This is a genomic window from Mycobacterium hackensackense (assembly GCF_025822555.1).
Lineage (GTDB): Bacteria > Actinomycetota > Actinomycetes > Mycobacteriales > Mycobacteriaceae > Mycobacterium > Mycobacterium fluoranthenivorans.
In genome coordinates, this window is sequence record NZ_JACKUC010000030.1 from 1,224,294 (window position 1) to 1,240,559 (window position 16,266).

The window sequence follows — 16,266 nt, forward strand, 5'->3', positions numbered from 1 at the left end:
CCCCTCGTCACCGACCCGCAGCGTCCTCGCGGCGGACTCACAGGTTCGCTCACGGTCGGGATGGCTGACTGTTGGGCGTGACCTACCTTCGGGCCAAGGCCGGCCTGGCCGTGCTGCTGATCGGCACCGCCGTGCTCTATCTGTGGAATATCACCGTCAACGGGATGGGCAATCAGTTCTATGCCGCGGCGGCGCAGGCCGGGTCGGTGAACTGGGAGGCGTTGTTGTTCGGGTCGTTGGATCCGCGCAATTTCATCACGGTGGACAAGCCGCCGGTGTCGCAGTGGGTGATGGGTCTGTCGGGTCATGCGGCGGCGCAGGCCGGGTCGGTGAACTGGGAGGCGTTGTTGTTCGGGTCGTTGGATCCGCGCAATTTCATCACGGTGGACAAGCCGCCGGTGTCGCAGTGGGTGATGGGTCTGTCGGGTCAGCTGTTCGGGTTCAGCAGTGCGAGCATGCTGGTGCCCGAGGCGTTGATGGCGGTCGGNTCGGTGTGGCTGCTNTATGGGGCGGTGCGCCGGATCGGTGGGCGGTGGGCGGGGCTGCTGGCCGGTGCGGGGTTGGCGTTGACGCCGGTGGCGGCGTTGATGTTCCGGTTCAACAATCCCGATGCGGTGATGGTGTTGTTGATGACCGCGGCGGCGTATTGCACGGTGCGGGCGGGGCTGCTGGCCGGTGCGGGGTTGGCGTTGACGCCGGTGGCGGCGTTGATGTTCCGGTTCAACAATCCCGATGCGGTGATGGTGTTGTTGATGACCGCGGCGGCGTATTGCACGGTGCGGGCCCTGGAACGGCATGGTGTGCGGTGGATGGCATTGGCCGGTGTCGCGCTGGGTTTCGCGTTCCTGGCCAAGATGCTCGAAGGGCTCATGTCGATGCCTGCGGTGGGGTTGGTTTACCTGATCGCGGCGCCGGTGGCAATGCGGTCGCGGTTGGTGCACCTGCTTGGGGCGCTGGTTGCGTTCCTGGTCTCGGCGGGCTGGTACGTGCTGCTGACGCTGGCGTGGCCGGCGTCGTCGCGGCCGTATCTCGCCGGGTCCACCGACAACAACTTCATGAATCTGGTGCTGGGCTACAACGGTGTGGCCCGTGTCCTGGGTAGGCACAGCGAGACCAGTTTCGGATCGATGGGAATCCAGGGCGGCAGCGTCGGCAGCTGGGGTGGCCAATCACAGGGACTGGCAAGGCTTTTCCACGGCGAGTTCGGCTTCGAGATCGGCTGGCTGCTGCCCGGTGCGTTGTTGGCCACCGTGCTGGTGCTGGTGGAACGGGGCCGGGCGCCGCGCACCGACCGGGTGCGGGCGGGCGCCGTGCTGTTCGGCGGCTGGCTGCTGGTGGACGGATTGGTGCTCAGCTTCATGCACGGCACCGCACACGCGTACTACTGCCTGTCGGTGGCGCCCGCCGTGGCCGCGATGTTCGCCCTCGGCGTGCGCCGGATGTGGGAGTGCCGGGGCACCTGGTTCGGCCGGGTGGGTTTGACGGCGCTGCTGGCCGGTACCGCCGGCTGGGGATGGTGGTTGCTGCACCGAAACCCGCACTGGCTGCCGGTGATCCGCTGGGGCATCGTCGTGCTGGCGGTCGCCGGTCTGGCGTTCTGGATTCGCAAGCCGGTGATCGCGCGAGGGGCCCTCGTACTTGCCCTCTGCGCCGCGCTGCTCGGGCCGGCCGCCTACGCCGTGGCGACCGTCGCCAACGCGCACCAGGGCGGCGGGCCGTTGGTCGGCCCGCACCGATCGGCTAAGGACACCGGTATGTGGGGTCGCGACGCGGACACCTCCGCACTCGAGACGCTGCTCTCGGCCAGCACCGCGCCGTGGTCGGCGGCCATCGAACGCTCCTCCAGCGCAGCCGGTTTGGAACTTGCGACGCACACGGCGTTGATGGCGATCGGGGGCTTCTCCGGAACAGACCCGGTGCCGACACTGAAGCAGTTCCAGGATGACGTGGCGCGCCACCAGATCGGGTACTACCTCGTCGAGAAGGCACCCGGGCACGGGCCGTCGCTGAACACCCGCGCCCACGGTGACATCACGCAGTGGGTGGCCGCGCATTTTCCGGCTCAGCTCATCGGATCGATGACGGTGTACGACCTGTCAGGCCGATAGCACCAGCGGCAGCGCGGCCGGCCGGATCACCGAGTCCACCCGGCCGAACCGGGCTTTCGCTTTGGCCAGCACCAGGTTGCGCTGGGAGTCATCGGCGGCCAGTAGCAACAGACGATCCGCGGACTGGTCGTGCAGGATGCGTACCAGCGCCGCGGCGTGCCGGTCGGTGGCGACCACACGGCAGCCGTCGGCCAGCAGCGCGCGGGCGGTGCGGTATCCCTCGGTGGTGCCGGCGTCCAGCACGACGACGACTCTGCCTGCGCTGTCACGATTCTCGGTGCTCATGACTCAACTCAACGCCGTGAATCTGGGTGCCCGATATGTGCTGAATATGTCTTACCGCACCAGGCGGCGTAGCAGTGCCGACGCGGTGGCGATGCCGAGCACGGCCGCGACGATCAGGACCGCGATATCGAGCCAACCGTTGGTGGGCGTGCCGATCAGCAGGCCGCGCAACGCATTCACCTCGTAGCTCAGCGGGTTGACCGCGGAGAGCCAGCGCAACCACTGCGGCATCACGTCCACCGGGTAGAGCGCGTTGGAGGCGAAGAACAGCGGCATGGTGATGGCCTGGCCGATGCCCATCAGCCGGTCGCGGTGCCGGACCAGGCCCGCCAGCGACATGGACAGACAGGCGAAGAACGCCGATCCCAGCACCACCACGGCCATCGCGCCGAGGATGCGTAGCGGGTTGACGGTCATGTGCACACCCAGCAGGTAGGCCAGCAGCACCACGCCGATCACCTGCACCACCGAGCGCACACCTGCGGCGAAGGCCTTCCCGGTGACCAGTGCCGACGGTGGTGCCGGGGTCACCATGAGCTTGGCCAGGATGCCCGCATCGCGGTCCCAGATGATCTGGATTCCGTAGAAGATCGAGATGAACAGGGCGGACTGGGCGATGATGCCCGGGGCCAGGAAGGCCAGATAGTCGACGTGGCCGGTATCGATGACGCGCAGCCGGCTGAAGGTCTGGCCGAAGATCAGCAGCCACAGCGCCGGCTGCACCATGCGGGTGAACAACTCGGTGCGGTCGTGGCGCAGCTTCTGTAGTTCGACCAAGGAGAAGGCGCCGATGCGCATGGCCAGTCCGCGCAGCCGGCGCCAGCCCCGCGGTGCCCGGACCAGGGTGAGTGGTTCAGCCGACACGGCGCGCCGTCCGTCGAGCGGCCTGCACCTCACGCAGGCCCGCTTGGGTGGGCTCGTCGAGATCGGATCCCGCGTAGTGCCGGAAGACGTCTTCGAGGGTGGCGGTGGGGCTCACGGTCGCCTTCAGTTCCGCCGGGGTGCCGACCGCCTGTAGCCGGCCGTGGTGCATCAGGGCCACCCGGTCGCAGAGCGCATCGGCTTCGCCCATGTAGTGCGTCGTGAGCAGTACCGTCATGCCGAAGTCCGCCTTCATCCGGTCGACCTGCTCCCACACGCTGTCCCGCGCGATGGGGTCCAGGCCCACGGTCGGTTCGTCGAGCAACAGCAGTGACGGCCGGTTCACCAGGGCCTGCGCCAATTCCAGCCGACGGACCATCCCGCCGGAGTAGGTTCCCGCCACATTGTCGGCCACGTCGGTGAGCTGCATGGCGTCCAGCGCGTCGGCGACCCGCTCGGCCCGTTCGCGACGCGGCACATCGTAGAGCCGGGCGAACAGCTCCACGTTCTGCCGTCCGGTGAGTGCTGCTTCGATGGAAAGTTGTTGCGGGACATAGCCGATGTTGAAGCGGATGTCCATGGTGTCGCGTCGCGCGTCCAGCCCGAAGATCCGGACGTCGCCTTCTTGCACGGGGGTCAGCGTGGTGAGCACCCGGATCACGGTGGTCTTCCCGGCGCCGTTGGGGCCGAGAAGACCTACCGTCTCGCCGGTGGACACCTGCAGGTCGAGTTCGTGCACGGCGGTGAACTGGCCGTAGCGATGGGTGAGCCGGCGGCATTCGATTGCCGGCGGGGTGGTGGTCATGGCTGCCTTTCCTGGAGTATCCGGGTCAGTTCGGCGAGGACCGTCAAACCTTTTGCGAGTTGGTCGATCTGGGAAGGGTCGAGTTCATCGAGGGCATCGGCCATCGCAGCACGGCGGGCGTGGCGCGAGTCGTCGGCGATGCGTTGCGCCGGCACGGCCAGGCGCAAGCGTCCGATCCTGCGATCGGCGTCGTCCACCTCCCGGATGAGCAGTCCGTCCGCGGCGAGCCGGGAGACCAGGGTGGAGGCGCTGTTGGCGGCCAGGCTGAGTTCGGTGGCGGCCTCCCGCACCGAGATTCCGGGTTTGCGCCCGACCAGCCGCAACAGCTCGGCCTGGGACTGGGTCAACCCGGACCGGTCGAATCCGCCGCCCCCGGTCGAGCGGCGCAACTGTCTCCGGAATCGCCCCACCACACCGAACAGTTCGGTGACGAGGTCGTCGTAGGCGTCCACCGGGACATATTACCTCTGTTACAGAGGTAATATCGATTGGGCCGAACATCTTGACGCCTTACCCCATGATGAGGTGGTGCACGAGTACCGGACACTGCTGCTCGACACCGACGGCGGCGTCGCCGTCATCACGTTGAACCGGCCCGAACGGCGCAACGCCTTCGGTGACGGGATGCGTGCGGAGTTGGCCGACGCCTACCGCCGTTGCGATGCCGACGACACGATCCGTGCCGTGGTGCTCACCGGTGCGCCGCCCGCCTTCTGCGCGGGCGCCGATCTCGGAGCCGGGGACCAGACCTTCGCCGAACCGGGAGCGGGGTTCAGCGCCGCCGGGATCGAGGTGCCGGCCTGGAGCCTGGACAAACCGGTGATCGCGGCGGTCAACGGCCACGCCATCGGTCTGGGTCTGACGCTGGCCCTGCAGTGCGATATCCGGATCTTCGCGGCCGACGCCCGCTATGGCGTCGTGCAGGTGCGGCGCGGTGTGGTGGGCGACGCGTATGCGCACTGGGTGCTGCCCCGGCTGGTGGGAATCTCAGCGGCCGCGGAAATCCTTTTGACCGGAGCCACTTTCGACGGCAGACGGGCTGTGGAGATGGGGCTCGGGAGTAGGGCGCTCCCCGCGGCGGAGGTGCTGCCCACGGCGTTGGAGATCGCCAGCGATATCGCCGAGAACACCGCGCCCATGTCGGTTGCCGCGAGCAAGCGGCTGCTGTGGGATTCGTTCGGGCTCACGCGCGAGCAGGTGGGTGCGAGGGAGACCGAGATCCACCGGCAGGTGATGGCCCACGAGGACGCCCGGGAGGGTGTGCGCGCGCATCTCGCGGGGCGGGCACCGCGGTGGACGGGTGCTCCGGTGGATCCGACGCGCTGAGTTCTCTCAGGACGGTGGTGGTTTCGCGTTCTGTTGGAGGGTTTGTTGGTTGAGGCGGCGTTCGGTGTTGATGCGGGCGGCGTGGGTGTGGGCGCGGGTGTGGCGGCGTCGGGGCATGGCCAGCCCCCGATCCCCGATACCGGTGGTGGTTGGTGTCGGTGGTGGTGGCGGGGTGTGAATGTGTTTGTCGGGGAACAGGATCCGGGTCAGCGGCACGGTGGTGTAGGTGTGCCCGGTGGGGTTGGTCCAGGTGTGTGTCCCGTCGGGGTGCTGGAGGGTGGTCCAGCCGCCGAAGGTTTTGAGTAGGTGATGGGTGCGGCACAGTGCGGCGAGGTTTCCGGGGTGGGTGGCCCCGCTCGGCCATGGCACGCTGTGGTCGAGGTCGCAGTGCTGGGCGCCGCGGTGACAGCCAGGGAAGGTGCAGGTGAGGTCGCGGGTGCGGACCCCAGGCCGCCAGCCTTGCCGAGGGCCGGTACCGCGGCTCAGCGGTCAGTGCGGCCGGGTCGGTGAGGGTTTTCACCCGGGCGCCGGTGGCGATGAGTTCGGCGACCAGCGGGGCGGGCACGACACCGCCCCCGACAATGACCCCTGGTGAGCCGGTCACCGCAGCCGGGGTGCGCAGGGTCTGCAGGTCGTCGCCGTGCACACCGGGGTCGCGCGCCGGGGTGTCGGGTTCAGGATCAGGAGCAGCCGGTGTGCCCTCGTCGGCGGAGTGAGGCACCGTGTCGGTGAGGACATAGACCGTCACCGCGGCCGAGCGGGGATCTACCCCGCCGGCCGGGCAGCCTGGCTCCCCGCACAAACACGCCAGCCGGTCGGCGTTCGGGTCGACGGCCAGTAACCCCATGGCATCGGCGCGGCGTTGCCCGACAGTCCGGGGATCGGCGTCACACACCGTGTCGGCGAGGGTGGTGAGCCGGGCCCGCAGCACCGCGGCGTCGGTGGCCAGCAGCCGCCCCCACACCGCGACGGTGCCGGCGGGATCCTCCTGCGCCCCGAACTCCAGACACCGGGATCGGGCCGCGGTGCGGGTGCAGTGCACCGCGACCGGATCGAACTTCTCGATCCACACATCGATAGCAGCCTCGGTGCTCTTCTGCGAGAGCACCCCCAACGTCGGGGCGACCCCGGCCAGGGCGGCGTCGATCAACGCCAACGCCTCGGTATCGGTGACCAGCCGGGTGCGCCAGGTGATCGCGGCCGCGGTTTTGGCCGAAATCTCCCCGTGCTCCAGTAGCGCCCCCACTTTCGGGAGCCGGTCCCGCAACGCGAGCGCGATGCGCATCTGGCAGGCCGCCGATATGTCGGCGGCGGCGTACTCCCACCCATCCAACGCCGCAGAGGCCCGCGCCTGGTCTTCGTCCTTGCAGTGCCAGTCGACCAGAGCGGCGATGATCGCCCACCGCTGCGCCGCGGCCACCGCCTCGGCCCGGGTCGCGGCGCGCAACGCCTCGATCAGCGCCGCATCCCCCACACCACCCAGTTCGAACATACGTTCGACTATAGGCGGGAGCTACGACACGTTCAGACGACCTCGACGCCGGCCGCCCGCAACGCGGCCACCGCCTCGTCGGTGCTCGTCGGGGCCACACCCGCAGTCAGATCCACTAGCACCCGGGTGCGGAAACCCGCGGCCGCGGCATCGGCGGCGGTGGCCTTCACGCAATAGTCAGTGGCGATACCCACCACGTCCACGTCGGTCACCCCGCGCTCGCGTAGCCATGAAGCCAGGCCGGCCCCGGACGCTTCCGCGCCCTCGAAACCGCTGTACGCCGCGGAATACTCACCCTTGGTGAACACCGCCTCCACCGCCGACGGATCGAACGACGGATGGAACTCGACGCCCGGGGTGCCGACGACGCAGTGCCGCGGCCAGGAATCCCGGTAGTCGGGAGTATCGGAGAAATGGGACCCCGGATCGATGTGATTGTCCTTGGTGGCCACCACATGGTCGTAGTCGTGCGAACCCAGCAGTGCGGTCACTGCGCGAGCGACGTCGGCGCCGCCCGCCACGGCCAGGGAGCCACCCTCGCAGAAGTCCCGCTGTACGTCGACGACGATCAAAGCCCGCATGCCCAAAGCCTAACCGCCGAACAGCAGGTACAGGCCGGTGAAGGTGTAGCCGACCATCACCAGCATCATCGCGAGCTGGCCGGTCAGCTGATGCCGCTTGGGCAGGACACGCAGTGCGCAGTCGTGTGCGGCGATCACCCCGGCGATATGGCCACCGACCACGAACAGGACCTTCAATGTGGCCAGTACCGACGGATGCAGGGACAGCACGTAATACACGTGCGCATCGTGCATACCCAACAGCGCGTAGACGGTCTGCTGACCCTTCTCGACCAGATAGGTCAGGTAGTGCGCAAACACGTAGCCGATGACGATCGGGATGAGGGAGTGCGCCATCAGCCCCGGCAACTCCCGGCGCCGCTCCCGGCTCACCCCGCCGGTGGCCCGGGCCGCGAGACTGAACGTCAGCGCCACGATCAAGACGAATGCCGCAAGCCCGACGGTCTTGAAAACCGTTGGCTGCCAAGCGCCTGAGGTGTGCGCGTCGACGAACCCGCGCCACGCCGGTGTCGCCGAGAAGCTGTCGAAGGCCGTCGACCCCAGCAGGATGGCGAGCACCGTCACCGTCGCGGGCCGGACCGGCAAGGTCGGAAGGTGGTCGAACGGGTTGCCGACCGCGATGCGCCCATCGGCGTTGCGCCGCAACGGGGAGCATCGTGACGCCACCACGCTGTACACCTCGAACGGGTCGGCGTGTGAGCACCACCGGGGGCCGAAGGCGAAAGTCCCACCCATGGTGACACCGAGGTAGATCAACAACCAGATCTTCACGGCACCAAGCGAACCGGGGTCCGGGCTGGCCAGCTCGAGCCATACGAAGGCGAACAATCCGAAGGCGGCGGGCCAGTAGCCGAGTCGCTCGGGGTAGGACGAAGCGCGTACCCGGAACAGCCGGGCGACGGTCCGTACCGGCGAGAGCACCCGCCACACCGGTCCGAAAACGACTGACAGCGCAACCAATCCGACCCACAGCAGCACGTAGAACACACCGGGCAGGGCATTCGACGAGTTCTGCGGACCGAACGCCGCAGCCACCGCGACCCACCCCGCGAACGCCAGCCCCAGCAGACCGACCGTCCACCGGGTCGCCGGCGAATCGACGAATTCCGTCACCCAATGCGGCAACGGTCGCCCCGGCGTCGCGGGATCGAAGCGTGGTCTACGCCATGCCAGTGCCACCACCGCGAAGGTGAAGGTGAGTGCCCACGCCGCGCCGATCAGGGCATAGGTCAGCGGGATGGGCAGATCGGCCGAGCCGCCCAGCCCGTGCGCCAGGATCACTGCACCGTGATGGTCGCGACGGTCTTGTCCAGGTGGTGCAGTTCGACATCGACCTTGCCGGGCACGTCCACGGTGAACTGGAACGCCTGACCGTTCTCCGGCTTTATGTCGAAGGTGTGCTCGGGGTTGGAGTGCACGTGCAGCTGATCGGCGGCGTCACTGTTGACCCGGACGATGATCGGCTGCTTGACCTTGGCCTGCACCTGCTGGTTGGTCGGGGTGACGTTGCCGCCGGCGATGGTGACGTCGATGACGACGCGTTCCGGCGGGGACTGCTGGTCCGTCATCTCGGGCGCGGCGGTCCCGGTGCTCGACGTCGTGCCGGTGTTCTCCGGCGTCGTCGAGCTGCCGCAGCCGGCGATCAGGGCGACGGCGCACACGGCGGTAAGTGTCTTGATGAGAGTCACGCTGAACCATCCTCGTCGGTCGAACCTGCGTTCTCGCTGTCAGAATCGCCATCGGGGCCGGCCCGTCTGTCGCGGACGGCCACCCAGGCCACCACCCCGGCCACCACGACGGCCGGTGCGAACGCGGGCAGCGCCAGCCAGAGCGAATGGTCGGCGAGAACGGTCACGGCTGTCCGACGGGTTCCCGGGTCTCGGCGGTGCTGTGCTGCTCGCGCGAATTGATCCGTCCCGCACCCCAACTCAGCAGTGCCACCAGGATCAGCGAGCACACCAGCACCACCAGCGATGCCGCGCTGTACAGCCAGGACGGGACGTCGAGGTTGCGTTCGCGCTGCAAGACCTTGATCTCCTCGGTGAAGTCACGCGAGGTCGAGGCCAGAGCCGGGGTCTCGTCGGCGCCGATACCGGGGTCGGCGGGCAGGAAGATCGGCACGGCGGCCATGGTCCGGCCGTCCTGTACGCGCAGCACCGTCTTCCAGGTACCCCATACCGGAATGGGGCGCGTGGACCGGTAGTGGCCCGGGCCGACCCGCTCCAGGTGGTCGATGACCAAACCACGCTCGTGGTCGAGCTTGCCCTGCCACGCCAGGATGGACACCCATTCGGGGTCGGCGCTGATCAGGTTGGCCGGCGTGATCTTGACGTCGGCGTTCGCCAGTCGCTGGCCTGCGTCGCTCGGCACGTCGGTGAGGGTGATCTGCGCGCTGGCATTCTCTGGCACCGTGGTGTTCAGCCCGTTGGCGACGGCGCCGGCGATGACCAGCACCGTCGCGGCGACGATGCCGATGCCGAGGGGGCGCTGCGGCAGTTTCTGGCCAGTGAGCACGATGGCGAGCAGGGCACCGCACATGCCCATCCCGACGGCCACCGGCACCGAGGTGGCCAGCGCCTCGCCCCACATGCTCTGCGGCCACGGGTTGCGGAAGACGGCGTCGACCCAGAACGACTCCAGCCACATGCCCACGGACCCGACGCCCAGACCGGCAACCGCACCGAACAGGATGGGCCGCTTGGCAAGTGGCGTGAGCCCGAGGAGTTCCACCACGATGGCCGACCCGAGGTAGAGCGCGAACCAGCTGTGCGGTGCGCCCAGTACGGGTCCGACGACCAGTGCCACCAGGCCGCGGATGAGGAAGGCGAAGGCGATCGCACCGAAGGTGGCGAAGCGGCCGAGGAACAGTCGCGTGACGACCAGGGACATGGCGGCTGCCGCGGCGATGAGCATGGGGTGCAGCACCAAACGGAACTGCTCGACGCCGAAGTCGTATTCGACCGGAAACACCGACAGGCCGATGACCAGGCCGCCGCACGCCAGATACGCCAGGATGCTGCGGCGCTGCTCCGGCGCCTCGGCGCCCATGGCGATATCGCCCTCCCGGGTCAGCAGCAGCGTGGCCACCAGGGACAGGCCCGCGCCACCGATGAGCATGAGGTGAGTGGGACCCCACAGGGTGACGTCCTGGCCGAAGATCCGGTGCCAGATGTCATCCAGGGGGAAGCCGATGAGGGCGTACAGACCGCAGCCGGCCATCAGGATGCCGCCGACGGGTGCGTACCAGGTCCGGGTGATCTTTACCGCGGCCGGTCCGGGTTTCTCGTAGGGCAGGATGATCGACAGGGATCCGGCGATGAACAGCAGGAACAAGCCGATCAGGATGAAGTAGTGGGCCGGGTTGGCCAGTGGGCCCGCGTCGCGGCCCTTGCCGATGTGCAGGCTGACATCCCAGATGAAGCCGAACATGGCGCAGATGATGGTCGAGGTGAACAGCAGCGCGGGCAGGGCCACCCAGCCGGGGCGATTCATCTTGCGGCCGGTCTTCTCGGCGAGATCGTGCAGCCAGGTGATCCGGCGCTGACGGTGCAGGTAGCCGATCCACAACAGTCCGGCGGTGATGATGGCGGTGGCCACCGACATCCCGATGACCTGGTCCAGCGCCGCACCGCCGCCTTCGGTCCCGGCCGCGGCCAATACAGCAACCCGTTGCGCCATGTCCCACCCCGCTACGTTGAAGAGCTCGATACCTACTCGCCGGTAATGTTGTCAGAAAGCTGTATCCGAAACCAGGGGTACCGGACACACTGTCGAGCCTAGGCAGTTTGCTGGCGCCGTCGCTAGCCTTGAGCGTGATGAAACTCGCGGGCCTGCGGCAGCGCGATGGCGTCACGTGCGGACCGACCGTGGCGGTGGTGGCGGGTGCGCTGCTGGATCCGGGGTACCGCGAAGCGCTGCAAACCCCGCATCTCTTCCATGCCGAACAGGGCCGGGTGCACCGTCTGGTCAACCGGTTCTGGCCCCGTCGGCTGGGGACCACGCCGGTCGGGGTGGCCAGGGCCATCAGCGCGCACAGCCCGGTCCGGTACCGGTGGCGACTGTTCCGCGGCCTGCTGCCCGGTGGCCGGGACGCCCTTTCCGATGTGCTCTCGGCGGTGCGGGCGGGGCGCCCGGTGGCGGTGCTCGTCGGCCGATTCCTACCCCGACACTGGATCCTCGTCGTCGGCGCGGGCGAGGGTCGGTTGCATTGCTATGAGCCCAGTTCCGGACAGGTGCGCGAGGTGGCGATCGACGCCGTCCGGCGTGGCGGGCTGACCGGGCTGGGCTTCCCGACACCGTTTGCCTTCGTGCTTCCCCGCCGGTGGTGACTCAGCGGCCGCGTTGCGTCTGCTAGCTCGTCAAACTATAGTCTGGACACATGTCCAGTGTGTCTCGCCGCAGTTCAGCGGATTGAGCTGACGTGCGTATCGCCCTGCTTTCGTATCGAAGCAAGACGCACTGCGGTGGCCAAGGTGTGTACGTCCGGCACCTGTCCCGCGGTCTGGTCGAGCTCGGCCACGACGTCGAGGTGTTCTCCGGCCAGCCGTATCCGGAAGGGCTGGATCCTCGCGTCCGGCTGACCAAGGTGCCGAGCCTGGACCTCTACCGCGAACCCGATCCGTTCCGGGTGCCGCGTCCCAGTGAGATCCGGGACGGTATCGATCTGCTGGAGCTGTTCACCATGTGGTCCGCCGGCTTCCCGGAACCCCGTACGTTCTGCATGCGCGTGGCCCGGATCCTGGCCGAACGTCGTGACGAGTTCGATGTCGTGCACGACAACCAGAGCCTGGGCGCCGCCCTGCTGGGGATCGCCAGGGATATCCCGCTGGTCGCGACCGTGCACCATCCGATCACCCGGGACCGGGTGCTCGAGGTGGCCGCCGCCACCTGGTGGCGCAAACCCCTGGTGCGGCGCTGGTACGGATTCGCCGAGATGCAGAAGCGGGTGGCCCGCCGGATCCCCGAATTGCTGACGGTGTCGACGACCTCGGGTGCCGATATCGCCGAGGACTTCGGGGTGGCCGACGACCAGCTGCACGTGGTGCCGCTCGGGGTCGACACCGACCTGTTCCGGCCGGCCGACCACCGGGTGCCCGGCCGCATCATCGCGATCGCCAGCGCCGACGTTCCGCTCAAGGGTGTCAGCAATCTGCTGCATGCGGTCGCGAGGCTGCGCGCGCACCACAATCTGGACGTTCAGCTGGTGTCCAAGCTGGAGCCCAACGGACCCACCGAGAAGTTGATCGCCGAACTCGGCATCTCCGATATCGTGCACAGCTCGTCCGGCCTGCCCGACGAGGAGCTGGCCCGCCTGCTGGCCTCGGCTGAGATCGCTTGTATTCCTTCGCTTTACGAGGGGTTCTCGCTGCCGGCCGTGGAGGCGATGGCCAGCGGCACGCCCATCGTGGCGAGCCGCGCGGGAGCGCTGCCCGAAGTGCTGGGCGCCGAAGGCGAATGCGCCCGCCTGGTGCCGCCGGGCAATATCGACCGACTGACCGCCGTGCTCGGCGAGCTGTTGGACTCCCCGGCGCAACGCCGCAAGCTCGGCGCGGCCGGACGCCAGCGGGCCTTGGCGGTGTTCAGTTGGGAATCGGTTGCTGCACAGACAGTTTCGGTGTACGAAAAGGCAATCGAGAGGACCACGAGAGGATGACGTCGTGCTGACCGTCGACTATGACCGCCTGGGTGTCGGACCCGGCATCTCGGTGATCGACGTGGGCTGCGGTGCCGGCCGGCACTCGTTCGAGGCCTACCGGCGCGGCGCCGACGTCATCGCCTTCGATCAGAGCGTCGAGGACCTCAACGATGTCGATGCCATCCTGACCGCGATGAAGGAACAGGGCGAGGCTCCGGCCGGGGCCCGTGCGGAAGCGGTCAAGGGCGACGCCCTGGATCTGCCCTACGCCGACGGCACCTTCGATGTCGTCATCGCTTCGGAGATCCTGGAGCACGTGCCCGCCGATGACGCGGCGATCGCCGAACTGGTGCGGGTGCTCAAGCCCGGCGGCAAGCTCGCGGTCACGGTACCGCGCTGGCTGCCGGAGAAGGTGTGCTGGCTGCTGTCGGACGAGTACCACGCCAACGAGGGCGGACACATCCGCATCTATCGTGCCGACGAGCTGCGCGACAAGATCACCTCCCGCGGGGTGACGTTCATCCACGCCCATCACGCACACGCGCTGCACGCACCGTTCTGGTGGCTGAAATGTGCTGTCGGCGTGGATAAACCGAAGCACCCCGCGGTCACCGCCTACCACAAGCTGCTGGTGTGGGACATGATGAGCCGGCCGTGGTTGACGCGCACCGCCGAGGACGTGCTGAACCCGCTGATCGGCAAGAGTGTGGCGCTCTACTTCGCCAAGCCGGCCGCGTAGGACGCCATGCGCCACCACGAGATTCCCGGTGTGTCAGGTGTATTGACGCCGCTGCAGTGCCTGCAGACGGCTCAGTCCATCGCCGACACCCAGGAGTCCGACGGTGCCGTGCCGTGGTCGGTGGGCGGTCACACCGACCCGTGGGATCACGTCGAGAACCTGATGGCGCTGACCGTCGCAGGTCTTCTCGAGCCGGCTCGGGCCGGATTCGACTGGTGCCGCAGCACCCAACGGGCCGACGGGTCGTGGCCGATCCAAACGCGTAACGGTGTCATCGAGGACGCCAACACCGACAGCAACTTCTGCGCCTACATCGCCACCGGAGTCTGGCACCACGTGCTGATCACCGGGGACCGGCGCTTTGCGCTGCGGATGTGGCCGACGGTCAGCCGGGCGATCGAGCTGGTGCTCAGTATGCAGCTGCCCGGCGGCCAGATCAGCTGGGCCAGAAGCGATGCCGGGATGATGGACGAGGCCTTGCTGACCGGGTGCGCGAGCATCTACCACAGCATCAGGTGTGCGCTGGCGCTGGCGAACTATCTCGACGAACCGCAGCCCGAATGGGAGGTGGCCGTCGGCCGGCTCGGCCATGTGATCGCCGAGCATCCGGATGCGTTCAGTCCGAAAGACACTCACGCGATGGAGTGGTACTACCCGATACTGGGCGGAGCGGTGCGCGGTGCCGCCGCGCGGGCCCGGATCGAGGACCGCTGGGATGACTTCGTGGTCGACGGACTGGGCATCCGGTGCGTGGACCATCGGCCGTGGGTCACCGGTGCGGAGACCTGCGAGCTGGTGATGGCGCTGGATGCGATCGGCGACCGGGCGAGGGCACACCAGCAGTTCGCCGCCATGCAGCACCTGCGTGAGACGGACGGCTCGTACTGGACGGGGCTGGTGTTCGCCGACGGCAAGCGCTGGCCCGAGGAGCGCACCACCTGGACCGGTGCGGCGATGATCCTGGCGGCCGACGCGTTGTCCCTCACCAGCCCGGCCAGCGGTATCTTCCGCGGTGCCGGGTTGCCGCGTGGGCTGGAGGACGAATTCGACTGCGTCTGCGCGGCTTCGGGCCGCTAGGTCCGCCTGTCGACCCGCACCAGGGCGCCCCGCGCCGGCGCGATCGCCACTCCGCGGGACCGGCACCGCTCACCCGGTGCGGTCGTGGTCGCCAGGGTGTGTTCGAGCAACAGCGTCCGCAACACCACCCGCATCTCCATCGTCGCGAATGCGGCGCCGATACAGCGCCGGACCCCACCCCCGTAGGGCATCCACTCGCCGGCGTTGGGCGGCCGGTGCAGGAAGCGGTCCGGGTCGAACCGACGCGGATCGGGGAAGACCTTGGGGTCCGAGTGCAGCAGTCCGATACCGGCGGCGATCGTCTGGCCCTGCGGTAGCCGCCACGGGCCGAGTTGCAGCACTGGACTTTTCACCTGCCGGAACGTCACGTCGATGACGGGCCGGACCCGCAGTACCTCCAGGAGGGTGGCATCGAGCAGATCTGTCGCGCCCCGGTCCAGTTCGGCGGTGAGCCGGGCCAGCAAGGCGGGGTGTCGTTGCAGCCGTTCTATCGCCCAGGCCAGGGTGGTGGCCGTCGTCTCGTGGCCGGCCGCGAGCATCGTGAGGAGTTCATCGGCGATCTCGGCCCGGGCCATCGGGCTGCCGTCTTCGTATCTGCTCTGCAGCAGCGTGGCCAGCACGTCGTCGCGATCGGCCAGTGCGGGATCGGCCAGCGCTTTGTCGATCAGCCGGTCCACGATGGCGTCGTACTCGCGGCGGTACCGGTATACCCGGCCCCACGGGCTCCAGCGTCCCCAATCCCATTGCGGCACAGGGATGAGCGACAACGCCGAGCCCAGCCGGATCGCCGGTGGCAGCACCGCGCGCAGCTGCTGCAACTCCTGGCCGTCGGCCCCGAACACCGCCCGCAGGATGACGTTCAACGTGATACGCATCATCGACGGCAGTATCGGGAACTCCTGTGCCACCGGCCAGTTCGCGGCCTCGCGCAGTGTCTCCTGTTCGGCGATCTGCTCGAAGGCCGTCAGCCGGCGGCCGTGGAACGGCGGTGTGAGCAGTTTGCGCCGGGCGAGGTGCCGGTCACCGGTCAGTGCGAACAACGAATGCGGGCCCATCACGCGGCCCAGATTGGCCTCGGTCGTGTCGACCACCGCAGGACCGCACCGGAACAGCTCGCGCACCTGGTCGGGATCGCTGAGCACCACCAGGTGGCCGAAGATCGGCAGGTCGATCGAGAAAGCCGAGCCGTATCGCGAACGCAGGATCTGCAGTGCGCGAATCCGGTCGGCGACGCCGAGTGCGCCCTGCACCGCGCGCGGCAGCGGCGGACCGGGAGGCAGGTACGAGTGTGCGGTCATGGCGCCGCGCACGATAGAGGGCCGAAACGTCGAACGGGTGGACGGCAGGCGTCCGTTCG

16 protein-coding genes and 1 pseudogene are annotated in these 16,266 nt (G+C 68.3%); 6 read left to right on the plus strand and 11 right to left on the minus strand.

Going from position 1 to position 16,266, the window contains the following annotated elements:
- The first annotated feature begins 68 nt into the window (after positions 1-68).
- Positions 69-2,108 carry an ArnT family glycosyltransferase gene (locus tag H7J86_RS15310; RefSeq protein WP_443677659.1) on the plus strand — a complete coding sequence of 680 codons (2,040 nt, stop codon included), beginning with the start codon at positions 69-71 and terminating at the stop codon, positions 2,106-2,108.
- On the opposite strand, the gene H7J86_RS15315 is transcribed toward H7J86_RS15310, so the two are convergent.
- Genes H7J86_RS15315 through H7J86_RS15330 form a run of 4 tightly spaced genes read right to left on the minus strand, consistent with a single transcriptional unit; the run spans position 2,097 to position 4,511 of the window.
- The gene (locus H7J86_RS15315) at positions 2,097-2,393 is read right to left on the minus strand and encodes an SDR family NAD(P)-dependent oxidoreductase (protein WP_090364957.1); all 297 of its coding nucleotides are present in this window, start codon (positions 2,391-2,393) and stop codon (positions 2,097-2,099) included. The two genes, H7J86_RS15310 and H7J86_RS15315, sit on opposite strands and share 12 nt — an antisense overlap.
- 51 nt (positions 2,394-2,444) lie before the next feature.
- A complete protein-coding gene (locus tag H7J86_RS15320; RefSeq protein ID WP_267292966.1) occupies positions 2,445-3,191 on the minus strand; it encodes an ABC transporter permease in 747 nt (248 codons plus the stop codon).
- 55 nt (positions 3,192-3,246) lie between these two features.
- Positions 3,247-4,059, minus strand: a complete 813-nt coding sequence (locus H7J86_RS15325) for an ATP-binding cassette domain-containing protein (protein ID WP_090364959.1) — start codon at positions 4,057-4,059, stop codon at positions 3,247-3,249.
- Positions 4,056-4,511: a MarR family winged helix-turn-helix transcriptional regulator gene (locus H7J86_RS15330; protein ID WP_090364961.1), complete on the minus strand. Its 456-nt coding sequence runs from the start codon at positions 4,509-4,511 to the stop codon at positions 4,056-4,058. Before H7J86_RS15330 ends, H7J86_RS15325 begins: the two co-directional genes overlap by 4 nt.
- 73 nt (positions 4,512-4,584) lie before the next feature.
- Between H7J86_RS15330 and H7J86_RS15335 the strand changes: the two genes are divergently transcribed.
- On the plus strand, positions 4,585-5,385 hold the full coding sequence (locus H7J86_RS15335; RefSeq protein ID WP_267291910.1) for an enoyl-CoA hydratase/isomerase family protein: 801 nt from the start codon (positions 4,585-4,587) through the stop codon (positions 5,383-5,385).
- A 781-nt stretch (positions 5,386-6,166) separates the two neighbouring features.
- Here H7J86_RS15335 and H7J86_RS15340 read toward each other — a convergent pair.
- From H7J86_RS15340 to H7J86_RS15365, 6 genes and pseudogenes are all read right to left on the minus strand, one after another.
- A pseudogene (locus H7J86_RS15340) lies at positions 6,167-6,877 on the minus strand (DUF222 domain-containing protein); the annotation flags it as partial.
- 32 nt (positions 6,878-6,909) lie between these two features.
- Complete coding sequence (locus tag H7J86_RS15345; protein WP_267291911.1) at positions 6,910-7,458, minus strand: isochorismatase family protein; 549 nt, start codon at positions 7,456-7,458, stop codon at positions 6,910-6,912.
- Positions 7,459-7,467: 9 nt separating this feature from the next.
- The gene (locus tag H7J86_RS15350; protein ID WP_267291913.1) at positions 7,468-8,739 is read right to left on the minus strand and encodes a hypothetical protein; all 1,272 of its coding nucleotides are present in this window, start codon (positions 8,737-8,739) and stop codon (positions 7,468-7,470) included.
- The gene (locus H7J86_RS15355) at positions 8,736-9,146 is read right to left on the minus strand and encodes a hypothetical protein (protein ID WP_267291915.1); all 411 of its coding nucleotides are present in this window, start codon (positions 9,144-9,146) and stop codon (positions 8,736-8,738) included. Before H7J86_RS15355 ends, H7J86_RS15350 begins: the two co-directional genes overlap by 4 nt.
- A complete protein-coding gene (locus H7J86_RS15360; RefSeq protein WP_187097368.1) occupies positions 9,143-9,313 on the minus strand; it encodes a hypothetical protein in 171 nt (56 codons plus the stop codon). Before H7J86_RS15360 ends, H7J86_RS15355 begins: the two co-directional genes overlap by 4 nt.
- Complete coding sequence (locus H7J86_RS15365; RefSeq protein WP_267291917.1) at positions 9,310-11,136, minus strand: hypothetical protein; 1,827 nt, start codon at positions 11,134-11,136, stop codon at positions 9,310-9,312. The genes H7J86_RS15360 and H7J86_RS15365 overlap by 4 nt, the downstream gene beginning before the upstream one ends.
- 137 nt (positions 11,137-11,273) lie before the next feature.
- Between H7J86_RS15365 and H7J86_RS15370 the strand changes: the two genes are divergently transcribed.
- The 4 genes from H7J86_RS15370 to mmpH all read left to right on the plus strand — a co-directional run bounded on the left by H7J86_RS15370 (position 11,274) and on the right by mmpH (position 14,909).
- On the plus strand, positions 11,274-11,786 hold the full coding sequence (locus H7J86_RS15370; RefSeq protein WP_090362248.1) for a hypothetical protein: 513 nt from the start codon (positions 11,274-11,276) through the stop codon (positions 11,784-11,786).
- Positions 11,787-11,878: 92 nt separating this feature from the next.
- The gene (gene manT / locus H7J86_RS15375; protein WP_090362141.1) at positions 11,879-13,111 is read left to right on the plus strand and encodes an MMP alpha-(1->4)-mannosyltransferase; all 1,233 of its coding nucleotides are present in this window, start codon (positions 11,879-11,881) and stop codon (positions 13,109-13,111) included.
- Positions 13,112-13,115: 4 nt separating this feature from the next.
- On the plus strand, positions 13,116-13,832 hold the full coding sequence (locus H7J86_RS15380) for a class I SAM-dependent methyltransferase (protein ID WP_267291919.1): 717 nt from the start codon (positions 13,116-13,118) through the stop codon (positions 13,830-13,832).
- A gap of 6 nt (positions 13,833-13,838) precedes the next feature.
- A complete protein-coding gene (gene mmpH, locus H7J86_RS15385) occupies positions 13,839-14,909 on the plus strand; it encodes an MMP endo-(1,4)-3-O-methyl-alpha-D-mannosidase (protein WP_267291920.1) in 1,071 nt (356 codons plus the stop codon).
- Here mmpH and H7J86_RS15390 read toward each other — a convergent pair.
- Positions 14,906-16,207: a cytochrome P450 gene (locus tag H7J86_RS15390; RefSeq protein WP_267291922.1), complete on the minus strand. Its 1,302-nt coding sequence runs from the start codon at positions 16,205-16,207 to the stop codon at positions 14,906-14,908. The two genes, mmpH and H7J86_RS15390, sit on opposite strands and share 4 nt — an antisense overlap.
- Between the last annotated feature and the right edge of the window lie 59 nt (positions 16,208-16,266).